Raw genomic sequence first — 25,386 nt, 5'->3', positions numbered from 1 at the left:
GGCCCCCCAGACGTCGCCGAAAGGCACGAACGCCCCGACCCGAACGTAACCCCCGAACAAGCCCCTCTCCGACAAGAAGAGAAAAAAGCGGGCCCGCGCCCGCGGTGTATCTTGACCGAGAGCTTCCTATAGGTGCCACCCCTGAACAGCCATCGCGCAGCAGCGCTACTCATGCCGCAGCGCGTCGATCGGGTCCATTAGCGAGGCTCGTCTGGCAGGGTATAGCCCGAAGACTACGCCCACGAAGATCGAGATGAAGAAGGCCGACACGACCGACCAGGGGGCGATCTGCGGCGTGATGTCGCGGATGTTCGGCGGCAGGGCCGACATGAGCGACGGGAAGAATTCCGTCATGAACCAGCGCACCAACGCGACGACGTACGTCACCGAAAAACCGATCAGCACGCCGAGCAAACCGCCGGTCGCCGAGAGGACGAGCGTCTCGGTAAGGAACTGGTAGACGATGTCGCGCTGCTTCGCGCCGAGCGCTCGCCGGACGCCGATCTCGCGGGTCCGTTCCGTCACGGTGGCGAGCATGATGTTCATGATGCCGATGCCGCCGACCAAGAGCGAGATGCCCGCCACGACGACCAACAACACGTTGAACATCATCTGCGTGACTTCGGCCTGCTTGAGCAATTCTTTGGGAACGACGAGCGAATAGTCGTTTTGCTTGTGAAACCGTTCGAGCAGGCGGAGGATGATCGCCGAGGTTTCGTCGACTTCGGCGATGTCGCGCACGGTGAGCGTGATTTGGCTGAGCTGCACGATTTCCGATTCGAAGCTGCCGGCCTTCGTCGACGTCACCATGTCGCCGATCCGCTCTTTGAGCGTGCGGAGCGGAATGTAGACGTCGCGGTTGTAGTCTTGGCCGGTGAAGCTGCCGCCGATGTTGCCGGTCGCGCTCCGTTCTTCCGTCACGCCGACGACGACGTAAAACGCATTGTTGAGGTAGATCGACTTCCCGAGCGGGTCTTCGTAGCGGAACAACGCGCGGGCCGACTCCGCCGCGAGTACGCAGACGTTTTCGACCGTGGCTTCATCTTCGGACGAGATGAACCGGCCGATGTCGAGCTGCAGATGATTCAGTTCGAGATACTCGGTGCGACAGCCGACGATGCGCACATCGAGCGCGCGATCGATGTAGCGGGCTTCTCGTTGGTTCAACTCGCGCAGCGGCACGGCGCCGACCACGGTCGGAATGGCGCGGAGGCGATCGAAGTCGTCGCGCCGGAGGCCGTATTCGACCACGCGGCTATTCGCTCCGGCGGAGGAGGCGGCGGTCGGCTTGATGCTGCGCACGATGATGTTCGTCGCGCCGAGATCTTTGATCTGCCGCTGGGCTTGCAGGCTGACCCCTTCGCCCATCGCCACGAGCCAGATGACGGCCGTGACGCCGATGAGAATCCCGAGCACGGCGAGCGCCGAGCGCAGCTTGTGCAGCAGCAAGCTTTTCGTGCCGAGACGGAGAGTTTGCAGAAGCTTGTAACTAAACAACGGAGCGCCGCGAGAAACGGAGGGGAAGGAAAGTCTAGTTCCAGCGGAGCCCGTTATTGATTGCCGCCGGGACCCGCAGGAGGACCGGCACCGGGAGCACCGCCGCCGTTAGCAGCCCGACGAGCCTTCGCAGCGGCCGATTCCGCAGCGGTGATGAAGCCGTCGCCGTCGGTATCGATTCGCCCGAAGAAGTTCTTCATTTGCTCGGGTGCTTCGTCGAGGCTCACCTTGCCGTCGCCGTTTTTATCCATCGACATGATGTCGACTCCGCGACCTCCGCCGGCTCCGCGCGTGCCTGCCGGGCCCGCGCCGGTGCTTGGCCCGCCGCTGGCGCCGGGGCTATCGGAACCGGGGCCTTTAGCATCCCGACCGCTTGCGCCGGTGCCGCGCGGGCCGTCGCCGAATTGTCGCGTGCCGCCGGCGCTCGAGAACTCGCCGCCGGATTTTTCCGGTGGGTTTTGCAGTACGACATCCCCTTCGCTCAGGCCCGAGACGACTTCGACTTTGCGGTCGTCGCCGGGGCCGAGCTTCACTTCGGTCTTCTCGCTCGTAGCGCCGAGGCTCTTCCAACAGTAGAACTTGCCGGCTTGCTCGACGATGCACTGCACCGGAACCGTCAGCACGTTTTTCTTTTCGGCGACCAAGATAACGACTTCGGCCGTCATGCCGGGCTTCAAATCGTTTTGCGCACCGTCGATCCGCACATAAGCGGCATACTCCTTGATGTTCGACGCCATCCACGACCCAGGCTCGGGCTGGTTGGCGACCGTCGTCACGTGGCCGGTGAGCTTGCGATTTTGAATGCCGATCGAGGCCCGCATGTTGGGTCGTAGGCTTTCGACTTTCGATTCGTGCACGGTCGCTTTGACCTGCATTTGCGTGAGGTCGGGGACTCGCAAAATGACTTGATTCTCGCGGACCTGGGCCCCTTCTTCGATCTTCGGCCGGTCGCTGCTATTGCGTCCGCCGCCGGTTTCGTTGGCATACACGACCATGCCGCTTTGCGGAGCGACGATGATGCAATTGAGCTTCTGCGTTTCGAGCCGTTTAAGTTTCGATTCTTCGAGCGCGAAGGCCGCTTCTTCGCTCGTGGCTTTCGCGCCGGCCGTCGACACCTGTGTTTCGAGATCGTTCTTCATCTTGGCGAACGTAAATTCTTCGAGCACGCGCTTCGCGGTCTTCGCGGTATCGAGATCGAGGCCCGAGCGCTTTACGGCGAACTGTTGCGACTCGAGTTGCAGCGGCGTCACATAGCCTTTGCGAAACATGCGCTCGGTGTAGAGGAGCGTGTTCTGCGCGCTGCGCATGTTTTCTTCGGCGATCGTGATTTGCGAGTCGACCGCTTGGCGCTCCTTCAGATAGGTTCCTTCGACGTACTCGCGCAACGTGATCTTCGCCGCTTCGAGATCGTTCTTCGCTTGGTCGCGCACGGCGCGGGCCTTTTCGTAGCCGATCTTCTGTTGCAAGATCGCTTCGTCGATCGCCGCGGAGTCGATCTCGACGAGGCGATCGCCTTGCTTGACGATCGTGCCGTCGGTGATGATGTCTTTAATAACGCCGCCGCCGGCGACGAGGCAGCGAATGTCGATATTGCTTGCGCTCTCGACGTTGCCGTCGTCGGTAATCGTCACGACGAGGTCGCTCCGTTGGACCGTATGCGTCAGCACGACGGGGCCCGTCTTGCTCGAAGCGAACGGCGCATACTTGAGCGCGGCCCAACCGGTACCGACGAGCAGCACGGTCGCAATGAGCAGCATGACGAACGTGCGCAGCGCTCGCGCCGCGCCGCCGCGCGCGGCCTTGCCGCTGCTCTTGCGGTCGGTGCCCGAGCCGTCGGAGCGCTCGAAGAGGGAGCGATTCGGCAGCGCAGCCGATCTCGTAGCCGGATCCAATAAAGCAGGATCCGGGCGAACGATCGACGGGGCCGATTCGGAGTCACCGACGGCGCTCATGGGCAATCCTTGGGTGTAGGCGGGCGAGCCGTACCTGGGGAGTCGGCGGCAGGTCTCAGAGAATGAAACCCCGGCAGCTGCCGGACGGTTTCGAGCAATGCGGTTTTACCTCTCGGGCACGACGTATAAGGTCCGACCCGATTGGTGGTTACTGTGCGACAGTTACTCTTATTGTCGGCACGCGCGGCCGAAATGGCAAACCGCCGTGGAAAAGAAGCCGAGGAAGCCCCTGATGATGGGGGAAATTTGACGGAAACGCCGCTACGAATGATCGGCGGACTCCCATCCTCATGGCCTGCTAATACCGGCCGCACCGTTCGGATGGTGCGGCGGACCTAGTTCGCCGCGCTAGTTCACGGCGCGGAGGAACGGATCTTCCGAAGCCCGGCGGGCCACGGTCTCGGCTTCGGCCGTCGCGCCCTGGCGGCGCAGTTCGCTTTGCCAACGGGCATAGCAGCCGCGGAGAGCCGACAAGTTCGGGCTCGCCTCCACGGTCGACGTCGAGCCGGCGAGCCGCTGCTGATAGAGAGCGACTAGATTCTCGTGAAACAATCCGTATTCCGGCGCGTATTGCAACCCGGTTTCCAGCATGCGCAGCGCTTGCGGAAAGTCGCCGCGACGGCCGAGCTCGAGCGACCAATTGTTAAGACCGGCCAATAGGTTGGCCCGCGCGGCTTCGTTCGCCGCGTCGAGCTTGAGCGCGGTGCGGTTCGCCTCGATCGCGGCTTCGTGGCTCCCGGCTTCCAAATGGTCGACGCCGCGGTTGTAGTACACGACCGCCAGCATTCCGACATCGCTCAGCCGGCGTTCGCGCTTCGCTTGCTCGGCCGTGTCGGCTGCGGCAGCGCCGATCGTGCGGCGGAGGAGCGAGCGTTGCAACGAGGTATCGCCGTCCGCGGCGAACCAATCGCGGCAAGTCGTTTGTACGATGAACGATTCGTCGGCCGCTTCCACGACGGCATAGGCATGCCCCGGCACTTCGACGCCGTGGACCGTGAGGCCGAAGCGTGCGGCAAGTGTGCGGAAGAGGATCACGGAACTGATGCAATTGAACCGGCCATGCTCGAACGCTTCATCGAGTTTCGTGCTGGTGTCGCGAAAGCCGCCGGTGAGGACGCGGCTATGCAGATACTCGAGGACGCCCCGAGCCCGATCTCGCTCATTGCCGACGATGCGACCCGAGACTTGCAACTCGGCAACCCAATGCTCGAAACGTCGGCGATAGGTTTCGAGGGCCCGCGCGTCGCTGGTTCCGCCGGCGAGGAGCGCGGCATCGAGGAGCGGCACCCGATCGAGCCGGCCATCGGCGACGTCGGCGAGCAAGGCCTGCTCGTCGGCAATGAAGCCGGTCGAAGTCGCAGCCGCTTGGCCGGGAAAAGCGAAATTCGATTGCGCAGCCGCCGGCTTCGCAACGGTGAATGCGACGAGCAAGATAGCGACGGCGGTTGGCAAACGGCGAAACAAAGCGAAGCTCGACGTCGAGAGGATTGCGGCTTGCGAGGGTTACGACGGTCGTGTCGATCACGAAAACTCGACCGGCAACCCAACAAGGAAGTATGCGCTGCGAAAATGCACCAGAGACCGCACGACGAAGATTTTTCGCAACCGGAGAGGACACCGCAACCGGCAAAGCAGGAAGAGGCGGAAGAAGTAGAAGTGGGCAGTGGCCGGTGGTCGGTGGTCAGTTCAGACCGGTAAGCCGCCTCCTCACGACACCGCCATGCCGCTTGCGGTTTCGCGATCCCTTCACCGCCGCACCGCCCTACCGCTTCCCGCCCTTCGATTTCCCGGCTTGCAACGCCTGTTGCGCCTGTTCGACCTCGCAGTAATAAGCGCGGCGCACCAAACGCGTCGCAGCCTCTTCATCGACCACGGCGATCACATCGCGATGAAGCTGCAAGGCCGAAGCGGTCACTTGCGCCGTCAGCGGCCCTTCGACCGTCGCTCGGATCGCTTCCGACTTATGCTGTCCGCAGGCCAGCAACAAGCAACGACGCGACTCCAGAATCGTACCGACTCCCATCGTGACGGCTAAGCGCGGCACCTCGTCTTTGTTGGTGAAGAAGCGCGCGTTGTCGCACACCGTTTCGCTCGTCAGCGACTTCAAACGCGTTCGGCTCCCGAGCGAAGAGCCCGGCTCGTTGAACGCGATATGACCGTCGCTGCCGATCCCGAGCACCTGAAGGTCGATGCCCCCCTCTTCTTTGATGTGTCGCTCATACTGCTCGCAGGCCACGTCGAAGTCGTCGGCGAGGCCGTCGGGCACATGCGTGTTGCGCTGGTCGATATTGATATGCTCGAAGAGGTTCGTTTGCATGAAGTAGCGATAGCTCTGCTCGTGCGTCGGAGCGAGCCCGACGTATTCGTCGAGGTTGAACGACGTTACGCGGGAGAAATCGAGCCCTTCTTCACGATGCAAGCGGATCAACTCGCGATAGAGCCCGAGCGGCGTGCTGCCGGTAGCAAGGCCGAGCACGCAGGTCGGCTTACGTCGCACCAACTCGGCGACGAAGATCGCGGCCTTTTGAGCCACTTGGGCGGAAGTCGATTCGACGATCACACGCATCGTAAAAACTCGCTACTAGGCCAAGTCGTTCGAAAAAGTGCCGGCATCGGCCCGGCGAGGCTCGGAAACCGCGGCCGGGCCCTTCATTGTAATCGCTAATAGAGGGAAACCAACGCCTTCGCGAACGCTCCGATTGATCTAGGTCGACCATCGGGCACGACCTATAATTAATCCCCCACCGAAATTTCGTCTCATTCGATCCCGTTTCTAGATTCTTATCCTGGTGTATGTATGCAACTTGCGATTTTGAATCAGAAAGGGGGAGTCGGTAAAACGACGACCGCCGTCAATCTGAGTGCCACGTTGGCCGAGCTCGGGAAAAAGGTCTTGCTCGTCGATCTCGATCCCCAGGCCCATGCGACGTTGCATCTGGGAATCGTGCCGAGCAACGACGATGAAACTCCGAGCGTCTACGACGTTTTGTGTCGCGAGGCGGCGATCGAAGATACCGTTCGCCCGATCAACTCAAACCTGAGCCTCATCGCATCGAGCATCGATCTGGCCGCGGCCGAAGTCGAATTGGCGGGCGAAGTCGGGCGCGAGTTGCTGCTGCGCGATCATTTAGATCGGATCGCGCCCCAGTTCGATTTCGTGTTGATCGATTGCGCCCCGTCGCTCGGTGTGCTGACGCTCAACGCCTTGGCCGCGGTCGATCAAGTTTATATTCCACTTCAGCCGCATTTCCTTGCACTGCACGGCCTTAGCAAACTTCTTGAGACGATCGACGTCGTCGCCCGGCGAATCAACGCTCGGCTTACCCTCGGCGGCGTCGTGTTCTGCATGTACGAGTCGGGCACCCGGCTCGCGAACGAAGTAACGCGCGACGTCGATGCCTTTTTCGAGCGAACTCGCGGCGGCAACACACCTTGGGCGAAGGCCGCTCCGTTTAAGACCCGCATTCGCCGCAACATTCGCCTCGCCGAAGCTCCGAGCTTCGGACAATCAATCTTGGACTACGCCCCCGACTCGCACGGCACGGACGACTATCGGGCCCTCGCCGGAGAAGTCGTCGCTCAATGTGCGTCCAAGTCCATCGCAGTTCGTCGAGTGGCTTAATCTCTTCGGGTGGGTAGCACGTTCATCTACTCCATCTCATAAAGCCTTCTCAGCGAATCGTAATGCTCTCGCCTGCGCGAGACCGAACGGACGCTCTAGTAGAGAGAGGCAATTTGCGTTATCATAGAGAAGCTGTGGGGGCTCCCCCTTGAGGGGTTAGCGAGCCGACCCGCGTTTGAGCCGTCCCGCAACGGGTCTCCGATCGAGAGTCGCTTATGGCTCGTAAAGTTCCAAATCAAAAGAAGTTGCGTCGGCCTGTCGAGGCGGCGCGTCCGTCGGCGAAGCCGTTGAAGGCTAAGAAGCCCGTGCCGGCAGCGAAGGTGGCGAAAGTAGCCAAACCTGTCGCGAAAAAAGACGGCAAAGCAAAACCGGCGGTCGCCAAAGAAGCGGCCAAGCCGATTGCCAAGGCTGCCGAAAACGGCAAAGCGAAAGTCGCCCCGGTGAAAACCAAGGCTGCTGCGCCTGCGAAGCCCGCCAAGGAGCCGAAGCCGCCGAAAGAGCCGGCGGTCAAGAAGAAGCGCAAGGGGCCGGGCATCGTGCGGCTCAAAGCCTTCTGGGGCGTCTTCAATCAGATGCTCAAGCGCGTCGCGGTATTCGAGTATGCCGATCGGAAGCCGGCGGATAAGAAAGCGGCCGATCTCTCGGTCAGCTCCAAGCAACCGCATTTCGTGCAGTTGGTCAAGGAAATCATTCGCGAAGCGGAATGATTCTTGAAGCCGCACCGTTGCCGCATGCCGGCCGATCGATAGATTGATCCACGTCGACGATTCGTCCGATGGTCGCATTTCCGCCGACCCTCGTTCGGTCCACGTTCCCTTCGCCCTTCGATCTTCCTCGTTTTTCGATCCTCGCTATGAGCACTTCGCCGGAAAACAAACGCCCGAAAACGCACTACGAATTACTGGGCCTCAACGCGTTGGAGCCCGACCTAGCCGTGGTGCGTAAGAGCTTCAATAAGCGCGTCGATCAAGTGCGCATCAAGATCGCGGAAGAACCGAAGTCGCCGCGCTGGCCCCAGATGCTCACGGACATGACGAAGGCGATGCTCGTCCTCAGCGATGTGCGGCGCAAAAACGACTACGATCAATCGCTCGGCGGGAAAGCCGGGCGCGATGTCCGACTAGTGCAGCTGCATAAGCTCATTCGTGCGCGTAAGGTGCTCGACGATGAGCCGCTCGAGAAGGCCAGGAAATTAGCCGACACGCTCAACCTCGATCTGCACGAAGCGATCATCAACCAGAAGCTCGCGCCGCATGATGTCGTCATGCCCCTTTACGCCGAGTCGCTCGGGATGCCGTTCGTCGATCTGGCGTCGATGACGTTCGATGAGTCGCTGATCCCGACCGTCCCGGCGATCATGGCTCGGCAGAACACGCTGGTTCCGGTGGTCGTCGACGACGGACAAGTGATCATCGCATCGCCGAAGCCGCTCAAGCCGGAGATGGAAGAACAACTCCGACTCCGCTTCGGAGCGCAGATCCGCCAAATCATTTGCACGAAAGCCGCGGTCGATCTCGCGATCTCGAGGTATTACTCGCGCGAAGCGGCACTCGCCGAAATGCACTCGGTGCCGCAAGGTTCCATAGGATCCGCGGCGGATAAGTCGTCGAGCACGGCTGCGCTCAAGGTGCCGGCTCGAGTCAACAAAGCGGAGCTCCGCCAGAAGAAACTCAAGATCGGCGCGGTCTCCGGCATGATGACGGCCATGGCGATCATCTTCGGCCTGAACCTGTTTACGCAACTCGGCCAGACGAACCTGACGCTGGTCTACACGAGCGCTTTCGGTGCCGGGCTGGTGGCGTTCGCCCTCGGTTTCGTCATCGTTAGCGATTAGCTCGACGACGCTTGCGCCGCTATTTCAACACCTTGCGCACAAGCCCGGTGATGATCTCGTAGCCTTCCTCGCTCAGGTGGAGTCCGTCGGCGACATAAAGCTTCGGTTGCGGTTGGCCGGCGGAATCGAGGAGCGCCGCTTCGGTCGGAATGATTTCGACGAGCGGAGCCTTGCTATCTTGGTTGCGGCTCCCTTGGTTGAGGCTCTCTTGATTGAGTTTTTCGATCTCGGCCGTGATTAGCCGATTGGTCTCGCGTTGCTTTTCGATGAGCGGCCATCGCAGCACGCTCGGCGTGATCGCAAGGTAGGTGAGCCGAGTCGCCGGCAGCTTCGTGCGCACGAGCGTCGCGAATTCTACGAACGCACGACTCACTTCCGCCGGCGATCTTCCTAAGGCGAGATCGTTGCTGCCGGCGAACATCACGATCTGCCGCGGACGCACCGGCACGACCAGGCGATCGAAATAGTAAACGGAATCGCCGAGCTGCGAGCCGCCGAAGCCGTGGTTGATCGTCGGGAGGTCCGAGAACCATTTGTCTAGTTTCCACCGCACGATCGTCGAACTGCCGATGAATAAGATGCCGTCTGCCGGCGGAGGGGTTTTGCGGTCGCGAGCCTCGATCTTCGCGATGTCGCCGGCAAAGCGGGTCGCAAAGTGAAATAGCGCGTCGGGCACATGCCTATGCACGGCCGCGATCAACGTCTGCTCGACTTCCGGCGCGAAATGTTGCGGCTGGTCGTAGTAGTACATCGAGCCATCGACTTCATAGCCCCCTTCGGCGAGCACCCGCTTCGAAGCGATGTAACAAGGCGAGTCGTTCGAGTAGGCGTTGATCCAGAGCCGAAGTCCGTCGAGCTCTCGCTTGAGGCGCATTTGATAGTCGACCGTGACTTCGCCCGGCAGAAACACCATCGCCAGAGAATTGCCGAAGAGCCAAGTTTGCACGGAGTACGGCACTTCGGTCGGCAGCGACTTCCCTTCGGCCAACCGTGCCAATTGCAACTTCGCATGGGCGGCGATCGGACCTTTCGTCGCGGCCCGCTTCTCGAATTCTTCTTTGGTCGGCAGCGCGGCGAGCGGCAGCCCGAGCGTGTCGCGCTTCGCCGTGATCGGTCCGACGAGCGGCTTCAGCGACTTCGGCGTTTTCATCAATCGCACGACTTCGCGCGCGACTTCGTCTCCGTGTTGCCGCAAGACAGCCAAATCATCGGTGCGCGGATTCGGGTTCGCATCGGCTCCGCACCCGATGCTGATCAGGGCCGTACAACCGGGATTCTCCCGTTCGATCTGCTCCTGCGCGCACCCGGCCCAATCGCCGTGAATCTTGTTGAACGCTCCGCTGAGCGTCGTGCAGTGGCAAGCGTAGTTAATGAGGACGGCCCGCAACTTTCCTTCTTCGCCGTCGACGAGATCGCGTACGAACAAGACCGGCAGGGCATGATCGACCGCGCCGGTCGGTACCACGCCGAAGCCGGTCCAAACGCCGTCTTTCAACACTCGGCGATTCACGGCGAATTTCGCGGTGCCGACTCCGTGCATGATCGTCGAAGGGCGCATCGTGCCGAGCGCCGCCTCGGCCGCATCGCCGAGTTGCTTCGTCAGCTCGGCGGTATAGTCGTCGATGTGCTTGCGTTCTTCGGCGGTCAGCGGCGACGGAAAGATCAACGAAGCCGCGCCGCTCAAAGCCGGGGCACTATGCGTATGCGATGCGCAGATCGCCACGTTCTCGCGCGGAATCTTATGTTTCTCGCTCAGCCGAGCCGCAACGGCCGAGGTCATAGCGTCGGTCACGCCGAGGGAATCGACCGTGATCAACACCTTGGCGGTTCCCGCACCGTCGCGCAGCGCGAGCGCTTTGGCGAAGAGCGGTTGCTCGACCGACTCGAACTCCGTCTTGCGATTGCCGTAGCCCGTGAGACGCACGGGATGCTTCGGCGTGACGTCGACGCTCGCCACCCCGACCGAGAAGATCCGCTGCTCCAACGCTTCTGCAGCGACGGCCGATTGCACCGGGCCGATCCATCCGGCGACCCATCCGGCGAGCGATGCGACGACCGCTCCGATCCATAACGAGAAACATCTGCGAGTCATAGCGACCTCGGAACAGGGGGACATGCGAAGTCTCGGCGCAAGCGGAAACAAACTTATTTCAATCGACCTTCGTAGGCCCAAAGACCGAGCGCGGGATTGCTGATGTAGTAGATGCGCTCGCCGTCGGGCAGCACGTTCCAACCATCGGCAAGCTTCGCCGGATCGTAGCGCTCGGTCATGCTCGCCAGGCCGGCATACTGATAGCCAACCCCTTCGATCTCGTCGCGCGTGAGATGCCCGGGACAATAAACGACATCGAACCGCCCTTCCGACGAGCCGTGAATCAAATGCGCGGCCGCCGAAAGGTTTCCTTGCAAGTCCGCGTTTTCCTGCATGAACTTCATCACTTCGGGAGTCGTGCGGTAGCCGTATTTGCGAATCAACACGTCGATCTGGGGATCTTCGCCGAACGTCTTCACGCCCGGCGCAAGAACGATGAGCGTCCCGCGATCGGCGATCGCCATGCGAGTCCGATAGATGGACTTGTTGCCGAGCCAAGTGCTATGAAACTCTTCCTCGTCGAGATAAACGACGACCTTCGGCAGCTCTTCCTTCAAGATCGAGAAGTTTACGCGGATCGACAGCGCCGCGGCTTGTTCGTAGCAATCGTGGTCGTCGCCGATGTAGAGCCCGCGCGTTACCAGCTCGCGACGCTCGTTCGTGCCGACGACGGTTAAGATGTAGAGCAGCGGCAGGTGTTCGCAAAAGTGATCTTGCGCGTAGTTCAGGATGCGGCGCAGCGGCGTGTCGGCGCGTCCCATCATGCGTTCCATGCCGTAGGCCGCGCCGATGAAATGGCTTTCGTTGATTCCCTGCGAGCCGCCGGTGCCGACGAAGATGTTCTTATTGTAGTTCGCCATGCCGATCACTTCGTGCGGCACGACTTGGCCGATCGAGAGGATCAGATCGTGACCACCTTCCCACAGCAACTTATTTAGTTGCGCAGGCCAAGGCTTATCCCAAAGTCCGGCCGTGACCTCGGCGACATAAGCGGCCGGCACTTCGCCGATCGTCACGACATCGTCGCGCCAACGATGTTCGCGGAACAAGCTCTTCGGCACGCCCGGAAACATCCGCTCGATCTGCCACTCGGGCATCGGAAAATGCGTGCCGAGCGCGGGCATCACGTCGGTCAGCCGATCGCCGAAGTAATCATAGGTCTGGCAAGTAAGCAGGCCCGCCCGACTGTTATAGCGCGTAAAGTCGGGAGGGACGGCCAACACGCGCTCGCGCGGCCCGAGCGCGCGAAACGCCTCATGCAACGCCGCGCGCATGTCGGCGGCGGAGAGTTCGGTCGTCGGAGAGCCTTCGGCGTAGTAAGTCGTCATGGAGTCTTCGCGTTCTTCGCTGTCGTGCCGTTTGCCTCTTTCGCAGCCGAAGTTGCCGGCGGCGCAGCCAGTTCACCGGCCATCTCGATCAGGTTGTCGAGGAACTTCACCGAGGCTTGCTTCTCCAAGCGATTCGTGCCGGGCCAGGTTTCGTAGCCGCCCAGTTCGTGTTGGCGCGGGGTCGGCAAGTAGCCGTAGTAGCCGTGGTTGAGCGAGACCATAAAGGCTTGCTTCAGCGGCGAGCGGCTCTTAAATTCCAGCCCGGTCTCGACGAACGTTTCGCACGGGGTCGTGCCGATGCAGACGTCGCCGACCCGCAGCACTTGGAGCGGCATCGGCAATTCGGCCGGCGCATCGGCTAAGCGCAACATCCGCTCGGCGTAGATGCGCGAGAGATCGACCTTGGCCTTGGGCGTAGGCTCCTTCACCGGCTCGGCGACTTTCTGCTTCGCCCATTCGATCTGCTCCGCCGAGAGAATCCGCGAACCGATCATCGGCTCACGATAACGGGCATCGACGGTGATGTCGCGCCGATAGGTGAGCTTCTCCATCGCGGCATGCACCTTTGCGGCGACGTCGTACGCCACGAACTCCATTTGCTTGTAGCGCGGCTTGCTCGGACGCGGGTTGCGAAAGTTGTTGTTGTTCACGTCGCCGCTCGTACCGTTCGCTAAAGCCGCGACGAACGGTGGGTCTTGCCGCTCGGGAGTCAGAAGCGTTTTCATCCGTTCGCAGAACATGCCGAAATAGTCGGACGAGACATGCCCAGGCCCGACGTCGCCGACATAATGCAGCGAGTACGCGGCGAAAAGGCCGATCGGCTTCCCATCCGGTTCGCGCACCGCGAGAAAGTGGACCGTCGGGTCGGTCGTGCCGGCCGGTTCGACGAGGTTCGGGCTTCCTCCCGGCGGGTTCATCTTCACAAGCTCGCTCGTGCCGAACGGATTCTCCGGCATCGTGCCGGGCCGCATGAACCAACGCCGGTTGAACACATGCTCCGGCGCTTCGACCGTGCCGTAAGCCAGTTCGGCAGGCCGGAGCGTATTCACCGTGCGAGTCACGCCGTCGGCGATGCGGCGGGCGACGAACAATTGATAGTCGTCCGGCTTCTGCACGATCTTCGCTCGATCTCCCAGCGCACTCGAAGCCGAGTGCGTGTGCGTGGCCGAAATCAGAATATTTTCTTTGGAGATGCCCGACTGTTCTTGGATCAGGCGGCGTGCTTCATCGCTCAACGTTCGATGCATGCCGAGCAAATCGCAAACGATGAGAGCGACGCGCCGCTTACCATCGTCGAGCACAAGGCAGCGGGCGTGCAGGTCGTCGTGGATATGCGTCGACGGAGCGGGTGAGAATCCGCCGACGATCGGGCTGCCGATCTGCGGCGTAATGTCGACCATGGCCGCACCGGCTTGCAAGCCCGGCGGCGCGGCCGGGGCTGGATCGGCGGCATTCGCGTGAGGCACGACGAAGCACATCGACCAGGCGATAAGCACGAGCGCACAATCCGAGCTGCGACGACGCGTGCCGAGTGCGAGACGAATAAGCTTTGCGAGAATCATCGTAGTCGCCCGGAGGGAGGATGCGGCAGGAAGCTGTGACGAGAGCGCGGTAAAGAACTCCGCACGAAACCGAATCGCCAGTGTGGCGCGCCACGCGGGCCGTGTCTAGATGGCGAGTTCGGGGCCTCTTACGCGGTCGCGCAGGCAGTGTTCGACTTGGGCATTGAAGTTCGATTGCCAACGCCCGAAGTTGTCGTTGACGTACACGACCGGGATGCCGGTCTGCTTGGTGCGCTTCTTCAGAGACGAGATGCTGCGCGCCCTCGATTGCGAGTCGAATTTTCGAGAAGCAATTGCGGAATCGGGAGAATATACTCGAAGCCGATCCCACCGCGCACCCGGCTTCGCCAAGGTCACGATTATGCTCGGCTCGCTTCGTCTGCTCGATCGAATTTTGCGCGGCGAAATGACTCGCCCTTCTCAACTCGAAGAGGGGCGATTCACGTTTCCGATTCGGGGCGTTTCGTTCATCGGTCTCTTATTGGCGATGCTCTACGGCGCGTGCATGGGAGGCTATTCCCTTATGCGTGCTTCCGATCAGCTTCACTCTCCCGAGAGCTATCGTCAACTCCTCGCATCGACTCTCAAAACTCCGGCGCTCTTTTTCCTGACGTTAGTCATCACGTTTCCTTCGCTCTACGTGTTCAATGCGTTGGTCGGCTCTCGGCTGTTGTTCGGCTCGGTGTTGCGACTGCTGATCGCTTCGCTCGGGGTCAATCTCGCGGTGCTCGCCTCGTTCGGGCCGATCGTGGCGTTCTTTTCGCTCAGCACGAATAGCTACGGCTTCATGGTGCTGTTGAATGTGGCGCTGTTCGCCGTCGCCGGCGGGCTCGGCCTAATCTTCCTCTTGCAGACGTTGAACCGTTTGCAATACGCGCAAGCCGCGGACGACCTCGTTGCGAACGCCGGCGCCGAACCACGAACGGCGGAAGAAGCCCTCGCGGTCGGTAGCGCGCCGCGCCGTCCTTGGTATCCGCCGTTGCCGACGCTTCCCGGGCCGATCGATCGAATCGAAGGACATTTTTTCGGACGGCATGTGCGCATCGTCTTCGGGATTTGGATCTTCGTGTTCGGGATCGTCGGCGCACAAATGGGTTGGATCCTGAGACCGTTCGTCGGCTCGCCAAGCGAAGAGTTTACTTGGCTTCGCCCGCGCGAATCGAACTTCTTCGAAGCGGTTACGACGACGTTCGTCGACACCGTGTTCGGCGGCCGCTCGTCGGAATATCCTTCGTCGAACGAGAGCAGCCGTCAAACTCGTCGCCCGGAAGCGATGCCTGCTCCCACGCAAGGTTCGCGCTAAGGAGAGGCCACGACGATGGAGAGCTTGCTCGGCAACGTCGACGATATGTTGCGGATGCGCGGTTGGGGAGCCGCCGGCAATCCACGACCGGGCGTACTCCGTCGCTCGGCTCTGTTCCTTGTCGCTTTCGGTTTGACCTACGGTGCGGCGATGGGAACTTTCGCCGGCCTGACCGGCGGGCGGCCCTGGAACGAATTGCTGCTGCAAATGACGTATTCGGCCGTAAAAGTGCCGCTCTTGCTGACCGTGACTTGCCTCGTCGCGGTGCCGAGCTTTTTCGTGTTGAACACGCTGCTCGGCTTGCGCGACGACTTCGCAGCCGCGCTCCGCGCCGTCGCCGCCACTCAGGCCGGAGTCGCCGTGCTGCTCGCATCGCTCGCGCCGCTGACCATCGCTTGGTATCTCTCCAGCGCAGCCTATGGGCCCGCGATTCTTTTCAACGCCCTGATGTTCGCCGTCGCCGGCATCGCCGCTCAGCGATTGTTGCGCGAACACTATCGACGACTGATCGCGCGCAATCCGCGGCATCGATGGATGCTCTGGGCTTGGCTCGGGCTCTATGCGTTCGTGGGAATCCAAATGGGCTGGATGATGCGGCCGTTCGTCGGCAACCGCACCGAACCGGTCGAGTTCTATCGTCGCGACGGACTCGACAACGCTTATGTGATCGTGGCCCGCCTCATCGCCGAATCGTTACGATAGTCAGCGGCAGCGCCGATGCGCCACGTTCTTCGAATCGAGGCAACGTCAGGCAAGCAGCTTCTCGACGACGTTGCCGGCCACGTCGGTAAGCCGGAAGTCGCGGCCTTGGAAGCGATAGATCAGCTTCGTGTGGTTCACGCCGAGGCAGTGCAAGATCGTCGCGTTGAGATCGTGTACATGTACCGGATCTTCGACGATGTTGTAGCTATGATCGTCGGTCTTGCCGTACGACATGCCGGCGCGAATGCCGCCGCCGGAAAGCCAAATGGTATAACAACGCGGATGATGGTCGCGACCGTAGTTATCGGGCTTCTTCGCCCCTTGGCAATACACCGTCCGACCGAACTCACCGCCCCACACGACCAGCGTATCTTCCAGCAAGCCCCGTTGCTTGAGGTCTTGAATGAGCGCGGCCGAGGGCTGGTCGGTGTCGCCGCATTGGCCGCGCAGTTGCTTCGGGAGCGACGAGTGTTGGTCCCAGCCGCGATGAAACAACTGAATGAAGCGAACGCCGCGCTCCGCTAAGCGCCGCGCAAGCAAGCAGTTCGCGGCGAACGTGCCGGGCTTGCGCGCGTCGGGGCCGTACATGTCGAACGTGTGCTGCGATTCATCGGAGACGTCGGTCAGTTGCGGCACCGAAGTTTGCATCCGGTAGGCGAGCTCGTACTGCGCGATGCGCGTATCGATTTCCGGATCGCCGAACTCGCGTCGATTTATCTGGTTGAGCGCGGCGAGGTCGTCGAGTTGCCGGCGCCGCTCGGCCGCGTCGACTCCCGGCGGATTCGAAAGATACAACACCGGATCGCCGACGCTGCGAAACTTGACCCCTTGATGGTGCGTCGGCAGGAAGCCGCTGCCCCAGAGGCGATCGTAGAGGGGTTGATCGTTGGGGCGGCCGGTGCCGTGCGAGATCATTACGACGAACGCCGGCAAGTCTTTGTTCTCCGACCCGAGGCCGTACGACATCCACGACCCAATGCTCGGCCGGCCGGCGATTTGCGAGCCGGTGTTGCTGAACGTAATGGCGGGATCATGGTTGATCGCTTCGGTATGCATCGATTTGATGAAGCACAAATCGTCGGCCTGCGCCGCGAGGTGCGGCAGAAGCTCGCTCATCCAAGCGCCGCTCTTGCCGTGCTGCGCGAACCGGAACATCGTCGGCGTGATCGGAAACGCCGCTTGGCCGGCCGTCATGCCGGTCAGGCGCTGACCGAGACGAATCGAAGCCGGGAGGTCTTCGCCGTCGAGCTTGCTCAGGCCCGGCTTGTAGTCGAAAAGATCGAGTTGCGACGGCGCACCCGATTGAAACAGATAGATGACTCGCTTGGCGCGCGGCGCGCCGGACGGAACGACGGGAAGCGCTGCGCCGGCCATAGGCGCGGCATCTCCGGCCAGCAACGACGCCAGCGCCGCCGTGCCGATGCCCGAAGCCGCACGACCGAAGAAATGGCGGCGCGTCTGCTGCAGCCGATGTTCGAGAACGGGATCCATAGTCGTCGTTCCAAGCGTTATTGCTTCGTCACTACTTCGTCTAAATTCAGAATCACTCCCGCCGTGAGCGTGCAGGCGGCCAGTTCGGCGACGTCGAGCGCCGTGTCGCGCTTCGCTTCGCCGACTCCGAATAGTTTCAAGGCCGACTCCGGACTGCTCCGATAATGGGCCAAGTGCCGCTCGTAGCCGGCGCGCAATACTCCGGCTTCGGCGGCTGCCGGCTCGCGCGACGTCGCCAAGCGAAACGCCCAGGCGATCCGCTGGTTCGAGGTCGAGCCCCCTTCGCGCATCATCCGTTCGGCAAACGCACGGGCCGCTTCCACGTAGGTCGTGTCGTTCAACAGCGTGAGAGCTTGCAGCGGTGTGTTCGTGCGCACTTGCCGGACCGTGCAAATCTCGCGGCTGGCGGCATCGAACGCCGCCATGCCCGGCGGAGGAACCGTGCGTCGCCAGTAGACGTAGAGGCTGCGTCGATAAAGATCGGCCCCTTCGCTCTGCTTATACTTCGCCGTATGCGTTAGCTCTTCCCATAGCCCGGCCGGCTGATAGGGCTTGATCGAAGGGCCGCCGAGTTTTTCGGTGAGCAAGCCGGATACGGCCAGCGCTTGATCGCGAATCGCTTCCGCGGAGAGGCGGAAGCGCGGGCCGCGCGAGAACAACCGGTTCTCAGGGTCGCGCGCCAGTGACGTGCTCGAAATCTCCGACGATTGTCGGTACGTCGCGCTCATCACGATCGCCTTGTGCATTTGCTTCATGTTCCAGCCGGAGTCGATGAACTGGACCGCCAGCCAATCGAGCAACTCGGGATGGCTCGGCCATTCTCCTTGCGAACCGAAGTCTTCGGTCGTCTTCACAAGCCCTTGCCCGAAGTAAAGTTGCCAAAATCGATTCACGGCGACGCGCGCCGTCAACGGATGGACCGGGTCGACGAGCCATCGGGCCAACGCCAAACGATTCGCCGCAGCCTTCGACGAGCGCTCGGAACCGCGCGGCCCCACGAGCGGCGGAAGACTATCGGGCACATCCGGCCCGACGCGCTCGCCCGGCTGATCGTATTGGCCTCGTTGCAATACGAACGTATTGCGCGGCTGCGGCATCTCTTGCATCACCATCGTCGTCGGGATCGTCGCTTCGTACTCCGTTCGCCGCGCTTCGGCTTCGTCGAGCGACTGATACGCTTGCCGCACGGAGTCCGACGCGGCTTGCTTGAGGAAATAGGCACGCAAGGCCTGACGCTGAAGAGGCGTGCGCGCTGCGGCCGGCAGGCGAGCTAGTTCGTTGAACGTGAGCGCGCTGCCGAGCGCAGCGATTTCCGCGGGCAATAAGATCCGCCGATAAATTCGAACATCGTCGATCGCGCCGCGAAATTTCAGCTTGCCGCTTCGAGCGCCGATCAGCAGCGGCACGGTCGGCTTGACCGGGTTGCTCAAAGTGTCGGAAAGAATTTCCAACGGCTCCGGTGCGCCGTTGACGAAGAGACGGACTCCGCCGGCTTTCTGCGACCCATCGTAAGTCACCGCGACGTGCGTCCAGCGATCAGGCACGAAGCGATTCTTCGTTTGCACGCGGATCGCATCGTCGGTGATTCGCGCGATGAGATCGAACTGGATTCGTCCTTCATTCCAAAACAACCCGAAGCCGAGATACGACGTCTCTTCGTCCATGCGAGAAAAGACCGCCATGCGGCTTCCGTCGGCATTCGGTGCGCCGCTCGGCTTGATCCACGCCCCGAAGGTGTGACGATCGCGATCGGCAAACTCCGCCTCCGTCGAGATCGTCACGAATCGATCGCCGTCGAACTCGGCGGCTCGGTCGAGTTGCCCAGCGACGAACGTCGGCGCGCTTCCCTCGGTCTTGGCCGGCGAGTCTTTTTGAGCTTCGCTGGCCTTCTTTCCAGGCGTCAGATCTCCATCCAGCGGATAATGCAGAATGAGTTTCTCATCGAGTTCCCACCGGGTTGCGTCGCCGGCGCGGAGCGTTTGTTCCCACGCGGTTTGCGCAGCGGCGACTTCCGGCTCGATGTCGAGGCAGCGTCGTTCCGCTTGGCGGATCACGTGGGTGAACTCGTCCAGGCGCGCTTGCATTTCGCGCGTCGGTGCTTTGATGAGCGGCGGCGAGTTGTCGTCGCGGATTGCTTTGCCCGGCTCATCGAGATTGTTGAAGAATGCAAATAGCTCGTAGAAGTTCTTTTGGCTGATCGGATCGAACTTGTGATCGTGGCAACGGGCGCAGCCGACCGTGAGCCCGAGCCATACGGTCGAAGTCGTCTCGACTCGATCGGCGACGTACTCGATACGAAACTCTTCAGGAATGATGCCCCCTTCTTCATTGCAACGATGATTGCGATTGAAGCCGGTCGCGATCTTTTGATCGAGCGTGGCGTCGGGGAGCAGATCGCCGGCAAGTTGCTCGACCGTAAACTTGTCGAACGGTTTGTTGTCGTTAAAGGCCTCGATCACCCAATCGCGCCAGCGCCACATGAACCGCGTGCCGTCGCTTTGGTAGCCGTTCGTATCGGCATAGCGGGCCGCATCGAGCCACCAGGAAGCCATTCGCTCTCCATAGCGAGGCGACGCGAGCAGACGATCGACGACCTTTTCATACGCGTTTGACGAACGATCGATCGAAAACGTATCGAGCTCGTGCAGCGTCGGCGGCAAACCGGTGAGGTCGAACGTAAGGCGCCGCAAGATCGTCGCGTGATCGGCTTCCGCCGACGGCGCAAGACCGGCTTCGTTGAGCTTCGCCACTACGAAACGGTCGATCGGGCTCTTGCTCCATACCTCCGGAGCGACCGACTCCGACCTCTGCGGAAGCGCCGACGGCGGCTCGGGCCGATGAGGCGGAATAAACGACCAATGCGGCTCGTACTTGGCTCCTTGCTCGACCCAACGAACCAGCAGCGCAACTTGCTGCGGCGAGAGTTGATGATCGGCCGACGGAGGGGGCATCCGCTGTTCGGGATCGGTCGACGTGATCCGTTTTACAAACTCACCGGATACGAACGCCGTGTGCCCGCCGAGGTCTTGCGTCGCCCCGGGGCTGATGTCGAGCCTGAGCTTGGCTTGCCGCGCATGACTATCGGGGCCGTGGCAGCGAAAACAAGCTTCGGAGAGGATCGGCCGGATCTCGCGATTGAACGAGATCTTAGCCTCGCCCCGCGTCGGCGACTTCGCCTTTTCTTCGGCCCCGGCCGGAAACGGACCAAGCTCAAAAAGTAGGATGCCGATCACAGCCGCAACCGCGGCGAGCAGCCAAGGAACTCCCTGGTGAGAAGAGCCGAACGATCGCAGGCCGCACAACTTCATGGTTCAATCTCAATGTCGAAATCCGAAGCATTTCGTTCCGTCACCATTCTCGCTTGCCCCACCCTGCATTGCAAACCTCGCCCTATCGGCTGACGACCCTTACCTAGCGACTTTCGTATTCGCCTGTGGATCCTCGGCGGCAAGGAGCGCGAATCCGCAAAATTCACTCCCCATCCGACCTGCACATTGTTAGCATCACGGCGAACCCGAATCTCCCGTTTCGACTTCGGCATCGCAGTCGTTCGCTCTCAGCAACTTCCGGATCCACCACGATGACTCGCCAAATCGTTCGGCCCGACAAACTCGATCTCGACTCCCCTGGTCGCCGCGACTATTGGGTCGCGCTCGAACACGACAGCGTCTGGGGAGACCACCTCATGCCGCTCACGGTGATCGTCGGTCCTCAGGTGAAGGACGGCGAGGGGCTCGTCACGTTCGGCTCGAACCACGGCAACGAGTACGAAGGCCCGGTCGTCATCAAGCACCTGTTGCGCGAAATCAAAACCGAAGACGTGTTGGGCCGGATCATTTTGATCCCGGTCCTCAATACCGCGGCGTTCCATGCGGGCACGCGCGAAAGCACGCTCGACGACGGCGTGAACCTCAACCGCGCGTTCGTCGATGGGGCCGGCACCACTCCGGCGCTGGCAGGCATTACGCATCGCATCGCCGCGTTCGTGCGGAAGTATATCTGGCCGAAAACGCATGTCGTGATCGATCTGCACTCCGGCGGCGACGTCGCCCGCTTCGCGCTGTGCGCGAACTACCATCGGGTCGACGATCCGGTCTTGGCGCGCAAGATCGCCGAAACGGCCGAGTGGTTCGGCACGCCGTTTCTGATGATTTACCAAAACCTCACGCCCGGCCTGTTGCCGAGCGAAGCCGAACGGCTCGGGAAGATCACGGTCGGCACGGAGCTCGGGTGGGGGCGGGCCGTGAATACCGACGGCGTTCGCTTCGGTCGACACGGAGTATTGGCCGCTGCGATTCATCACGGGCAACTTCGCGGGTCGATCGAGCGAATTGCGCACCACAAAGACGGCACGCAACGAAAGCTCGAGATGATCGATCGCGAATGCTTTACGCCGGCTCCTTTCGCCGGCCACTACGAGCCGCTGCTCGACTGCGGCACGCGCGTCAAGCGAGGCCAAACGATCGGCCTGTTGCACGACTTCGATTACGTCGATGCCGAGCCGTGGCCGGCGGTCGCAGGGGTCGATGGAGTCGTGCTTGCGCAAGCCTGGGCGGCAGCCGTGCCGCGCGGGCAACATATCGTCGTCGTGGGGCGCGAAGTGGAAGCCTAGTCAGCAGATCATCCCTCCGAGTAATCGAACATCAGCCCAGCCCTTCCTTTGATCGAGCCGACGCGCATTCGTTATCGAGTTCTGGCGTATCTCTGCGCGCTCTCGATGATCACGTATCTCGATCGCGCCTGCTTCGGCTCCGCAGCGCCGACCCTGGCCGGTGAACTCGGGCTCGGCGACGTGGCCGGTCTGAAATGGGCTTTCACGTCGTTTACGATCGCTTACTCCGTGTTCGAGATCCCCTCGGCCTGGCTCGGCGACACGCTCGGACCGCGCGGCACGCTGGTGCGCATCGTCATTTGGTGGTCGACCTTCACCGCGCTCACGGCGCTCGTCGGATTGAAAGTCGGCACGGTGACCATCGGGTCGCTAGGCGCGCTCGTCGTGCTGCGGTTCTTGTTCGGAGTCGGCGAAGCGGGGGCTTATCCCAATATCACGCGCGCCGTGCATAACTGGTTTCCGTTGCACGAATGGAATATGGCGCAAGGGCTCGTCTGGATGTCGGGCCGATTGATGGGGGGGCTTACTCCGCTGATCTGGACCGTATTAGTGACGGGAACCGCCTGGACGCCGGCGCTCGTCGCTTGGCGCGGCGCATTCGTCTTGCTCGGGTTGGTAGGTCTGCTCTGGTGCTTCGGCTTTGCGAAAACCTTTCGCAATCATCCCGCCGAACATCCGCAGATCAATGAAGCCGAGCTGGCGACGATCGAAGGCGGAGCGGTTGGCGCACCATTGCATGCGCACGGCTCTATTCCTTGGCGTGCGTTTCTGACGAACCGGAATCTTTGGCTCGTCTGCCTGATGTATTTCTGCGTCAACTTCGGTTGGATTTTTAATATCACGTACCTGCCGAACTATCTTCAAGAGCGCTACCAACTCGATAAAACAAGCGTCGTCGTCGCGCTATATAAAGGCGCGCCCCTCTGGTTCGGCGCGGCGGCGTGCCTCACCGGCGGTCTCGTCATCTCACGGCTCATTCGTCGCACGGGCAACCGCCGGCGCGTACGTCGAATCATCGGGGCCGGTTGCTTGAGTTGCTGCGCGCTCTGCTGGTGGCTGGCGATGGCCGCTCCGAACGTGCATCTGTTTTGTCTGACGGTCTCGCTGGCTGCGTTTCTGAGCGACCTCACGTTGGCCTCGGCCTGGGCGACTTGCCAAGAGATCGGAGGCCGCTATGCCGGCGTCACCGCGGCCTTCATGAACACGATCGGCACGCTCGGCTCGGTGTTGAACGGCTGGTTGACCGGCACGCTCGTCGAACGGTCGGTCGCCGAGCGTGCGCAACAACTCGATATCGCCGTCGCAAGCCTTCCCGCCACGGAGCGCCACACGGCGATGCTCGCCGGGTACGACATCGGGTTCATGACGTATTTCGCCGCGTACGCCGTGGCGGCTCTCTGCTGGACACTCATCGATTCGACGAAGCCGATCGTCGTCGATACCGACGCCGATGCACAACCGACCGCGAGCTGAACGAGCCGCCGAGTTCACGCTCAGCGGCAGCGACCCGAGTAGCGGATGGTGCGACGCACTTCGTGCTCTTGCTTCCAGCCATAAAAAAGCCTCGGGGTGAGAAGGGTCTCACCCCGAGGCGAACATCGGAAGGTTTTCCGTCGACTTCTTATACGCGCGGGATTTCGAAACCGGCGCGCGGCTGACGCGAGAGCAATGCCGTGGCTTGCTCGTCTCCGAGGATCTTTTCGGTCTTCGGATCCCACTTGATCACGCGCTTCAGTCGGGCAGCAACCGCCGACAGGTGGCAGGTGTCGAGCATTTGCGTATGGGTAAAGACATCGGAAACGGGCAAGCCCCCTTCGCGAATGCAGCGATAGAAGTTCTCTTTGTGCCCCTCGAACGGCTTTCCCTTATAGAGCGCCACGAGATCTTCCGGGCCGAACTTGCCTTCGTCCCACTTTTCGGTGATCGGGGTGCCGGTGATCTTGCCGCGGTTGACGAACATCGTCCCCTTGGATCCTTCGAACAACACGCCGTTGTCGCCGCGGCTCGTCACGATCATTTCGACACCGCCGGCAAACTTGCACTTCACGGCGAAGTCTTGGCTCGTGTTGTAGCAGTCGTCGACGGTCGGGTAGCCGTCCTTAAAAGGAACCGGATGATAAGCGTCGGTGCCGTCGATCTCGATCGGACCCATGCCGGGCTTGTCGAAGCCGAGGGCCCAGGTAGCGATGTCGACGTGGTGAGCACCCCAATCGGTGAACTTGCCGCCCGAGTATTCGTACCACCAACGGAATTGATAATGACAACGCTTCTCGATGTAGTCGACCTTCGGCGCTTGGCCGAGCCACATGTCCCAGTTGAGTTCCTTCGGAGCCGCAACCTTCGGGAACGGGCCGCCGACGTCGCCGCCGCCGATGCCGCACGTCACCTTCTTAATGTCGCCCAGCAAACCCTTCTGCACCATATTGACGGCGCGTAGGAAGAGGTCTTTCTGGCTACGTTGTTGCGTGCCGATGAAGAACACTTTGTCCGAGTACTTCTTGCACGCGTTGCGGATCAGTTGGTTTTCTTCCAACGTGAGCGTCAACGGCTTCTGGCAAAACACATGCTTGCCGGCTTGCAGCGCTTCGATCGCGATCTTGGTATGCCAATGATCGGTCGTGACGATGCTCACGACGTCGATGTCTTTGCGATCGAGCACCTTGCGATAGTCGCCGTAGGCATCGGCCTTGCCCTTGCCGATGCCCTTATCTTCTTTGGCCTTCTCGGCACGGCCTGAATCGACATCGCATACCGCGACGACATCTCCGAAATTGGCATGCGCTTTCGCGTCGCCCGTCCCCATGCTGCCGACGCCGATGCAACCGATCTGGGGTCGATCTTTCTTCGCGTCTTCGGCGAGAGCTCGGCTCGTTGCGAAATACGGGATCGCCGAACCGGCGGCCACGGCCGCGGCGGACTGTTGAAGGAAGGTGCGACGCGTGGCGGCGATACGTTTCATCTCAGAAGTCTCCGAAGTTTGATAATCCGATTTTCTCGAATGCGTCGGACTTAGAACTCGATCCAAGCTCCGACAGGCCGCTATCTTAACCACCCCGACAGCCCTTGCGACAGTCTTAGGTTCGCTGGAGAAATCGCGAATTCGGCCGCGGCGATCGCGGCAATTCGCACGGCATATTTAGGCTTATTCCCAAAAAGATTCACAAATAGCCGCGAAAAAAGAGCCTCGCAACGGTTGAGCCTACGAATCGCCTCTTCCTTGCCGAGGCTCCGGGCGATTTCATCCAGACCATAGAGCGGTTCCACGTTAGGTCTAGCGCGAATTGGGAGAGGCCGGTAAGTTAGGGTTCATCTCACGGAGGTGATCCCGATGGAAGCTTACGATGCGGAGTTTCGCGGCGCGGTGCTCGCGGCTTGTGATACGGACGAAGAA

At 61.4% G+C, this 25,386-nt stretch carries 18 protein-coding genes; 7 read left to right on the top strand and 11 right to left on the bottom strand.

Going from position 1 to position 25,386, the window contains the following annotated elements:
* Nucleotides 1-165: 165 nt before the first annotated feature.
* The 4 genes from K8U03_20155 to nagB all read right to left on the bottom strand — a co-directional run bounded on the left by K8U03_20155 (nt 166) and on the right by nagB (nt 6,015).
* Nucleotides 166-1,497, bottom strand: a complete 1,332-nt coding sequence (locus K8U03_20155; protein MCE9607206.1) for an ABC transporter permease — start codon at nt 1,495-1,497, stop codon at nt 166-168.
* A 53-nt stretch (nt 1,498-1,550) separates the two neighbouring features.
* Nucleotides 1,551-3,449: a TolC family protein gene (locus K8U03_20150; protein ID MCE9607205.1), complete on the bottom strand. Its 1,899-nt coding sequence runs from the start codon at nt 3,447-3,449 to the stop codon at nt 1,551-1,553.
* Between the two features lie 348 nt (nt 3,450-3,797).
* On the bottom strand, nt 3,798-4,913 hold the full coding sequence (locus K8U03_20145; protein ID MCE9607204.1) for a hypothetical protein: 1,116 nt from the start codon (nt 4,911-4,913) through the stop codon (nt 3,798-3,800).
* A 298-nt stretch (nt 4,914-5,211) separates the two neighbouring features.
* Nucleotides 5,212-6,015, bottom strand: a complete 804-nt coding sequence (nagB, locus tag K8U03_20140) for a glucosamine-6-phosphate deaminase (GenBank protein ID MCE9607203.1) — start codon at nt 6,013-6,015, stop codon at nt 5,212-5,214.
* Between the two features lie 231 nt (nt 6,016-6,246).
* On the opposite strand from nagB, the gene K8U03_20135 reads away from it, so the two are divergent.
* From K8U03_20135 to K8U03_20125, 3 genes are all read left to right on the top strand, one after another.
* Nucleotides 6,247-7,071, top strand: coding sequence for an AAA family ATPase (locus K8U03_20135; protein ID MCE9607202.1), 825 nt, complete (start codon nt 6,247-6,249; stop codon nt 7,069-7,071).
* A 215-nt stretch (nt 7,072-7,286) separates the two neighbouring features.
* The gene (locus K8U03_20130; GenBank protein ID MCE9607201.1) at nt 7,287-7,778 is read left to right on the top strand and encodes a hypothetical protein; all 492 of its coding nucleotides are present in this window, start codon (nt 7,287-7,289) and stop codon (nt 7,776-7,778) included.
* Nucleotides 7,779-7,924: 146 nt separating this feature from the next.
* Nucleotides 7,925-8,905 carry a hypothetical protein gene (locus K8U03_20125; protein ID MCE9607200.1) on the top strand — a complete coding sequence of 327 codons (981 nt, stop codon included), beginning with the start codon at nt 7,925-7,927 and terminating at the stop codon, nt 8,903-8,905.
* Nucleotides 8,906-8,924: 19 nt separating this feature from the next.
* Here K8U03_20125 and K8U03_20120 read toward each other — a convergent pair whose 3' ends face one another.
* The 3 genes from K8U03_20120 to K8U03_20110 are packed head-to-tail and all read right to left on the bottom strand — an operon-like array spanning nt 8,925 to nt 13,887.
* Nucleotides 8,925-10,997, bottom strand: coding sequence for a neutral/alkaline non-lysosomal ceramidase N-terminal domain-containing protein (locus K8U03_20120; GenBank protein MCE9607199.1), 2,073 nt, complete (start codon nt 10,995-10,997; stop codon nt 8,925-8,927).
* A 53-nt stretch (nt 10,998-11,050) separates the two neighbouring features.
* Entirely contained in the window at nt 11,051-12,325 is a 1,275-nt protein-coding gene (locus K8U03_20115) for a D-mannonate epimerase (protein MCE9607198.1), read from the bottom strand.
* Nucleotides 12,322-13,887 (bottom strand): neutral/alkaline non-lysosomal ceramidase N-terminal domain-containing protein, encoded by a 1,566-nt coding sequence (locus K8U03_20110; protein ID MCE9607197.1) that lies wholly within the window; start codon nt 13,885-13,887, stop codon nt 12,322-12,324. Before K8U03_20110 ends, K8U03_20115 begins: the two co-directional genes overlap by 4 nt.
* A 361-nt stretch (nt 13,888-14,248) precedes the next feature.
* Between K8U03_20110 and K8U03_20105 the strand changes: the two genes are divergently transcribed.
* Together K8U03_20105 and K8U03_20100 are read left to right on the top strand one after the other, a co-directional pair.
* Nucleotides 14,249-15,190, top strand: a complete 942-nt coding sequence (locus tag K8U03_20105; GenBank protein ID MCE9607196.1) for a hypothetical protein — start codon at nt 14,249-14,251, stop codon at nt 15,188-15,190.
* 15 nt (nt 15,191-15,205) lie between these two features.
* Nucleotides 15,206-15,892 (top strand): hypothetical protein, encoded by a 687-nt coding sequence (locus K8U03_20100; protein MCE9607195.1) that lies wholly within the window; start codon nt 15,206-15,208, stop codon nt 15,890-15,892.
* A gap of 45 nt (nt 15,893-15,937) precedes the next feature.
* On the opposite strand, the gene K8U03_20095 is transcribed toward K8U03_20100, so the two are convergent.
* A complete protein-coding gene (locus K8U03_20095) occupies nt 15,938-17,383 on the bottom strand; it encodes a DUF1501 domain-containing protein (GenBank protein ID MCE9607194.1) in 1,446 nt (481 codons plus the stop codon).
* Between the two features lie 17 nt (nt 17,384-17,400).
* Nucleotides 17,401-20,691 carry a DUF1553 domain-containing protein gene (locus K8U03_20090; protein ID MCE9607193.1) on the bottom strand — a complete coding sequence of 1,097 codons (3,291 nt, stop codon included), beginning with the start codon at nt 20,689-20,691 and terminating at the stop codon, nt 17,401-17,403.
* 272 nt (nt 20,692-20,963) lie between these two features.
* On the opposite strand from K8U03_20090, the gene K8U03_20085 reads away from it, so the two are divergent.
* A complete protein-coding gene (locus K8U03_20085) occupies nt 20,964-21,995 on the top strand; it encodes a succinylglutamate desuccinylase/aspartoacylase family protein (GenBank protein MCE9607192.1) in 1,032 nt (343 codons plus the stop codon).
* A 105-nt stretch (nt 21,996-22,100) separates the two neighbouring features.
* A complete protein-coding gene (locus K8U03_20080; protein ID MCE9607191.1) occupies nt 22,101-23,468 on the top strand; it encodes an MFS transporter in 1,368 nt (455 codons plus the stop codon).
* A 148-nt stretch (nt 23,469-23,616) separates the two neighbouring features.
* Here K8U03_20080 and K8U03_20075 read toward each other — a convergent pair whose 3' ends face one another.
* Nucleotides 23,617-24,954: a Gfo/Idh/MocA family oxidoreductase gene (locus K8U03_20075; protein MCE9607190.1), complete on the bottom strand. Its 1,338-nt coding sequence runs from the start codon at nt 24,952-24,954 to the stop codon at nt 23,617-23,619.
* Nucleotides 24,955-25,034: 80 nt separating this feature from the next.
* Complete coding sequence (locus K8U03_20070) at nt 25,035-25,259, bottom strand: hypothetical protein (protein ID MCE9607189.1); 225 nt, start codon at nt 25,257-25,259, stop codon at nt 25,035-25,037.
* Between the last annotated feature and the right edge of the window lie 127 nt (nt 25,260-25,386).

This window comes from Planctomycetia bacterium (genome assembly GCA_021413845.1).
GTDB lineage: Bacteria > Planctomycetota > Planctomycetia > Pirellulales > PNKZ01 > PNKZ01.
Note: the sequence above shows the minus strand (reverse complement) of the source record. Positions and strands in the feature narration are given on the sequence as shown.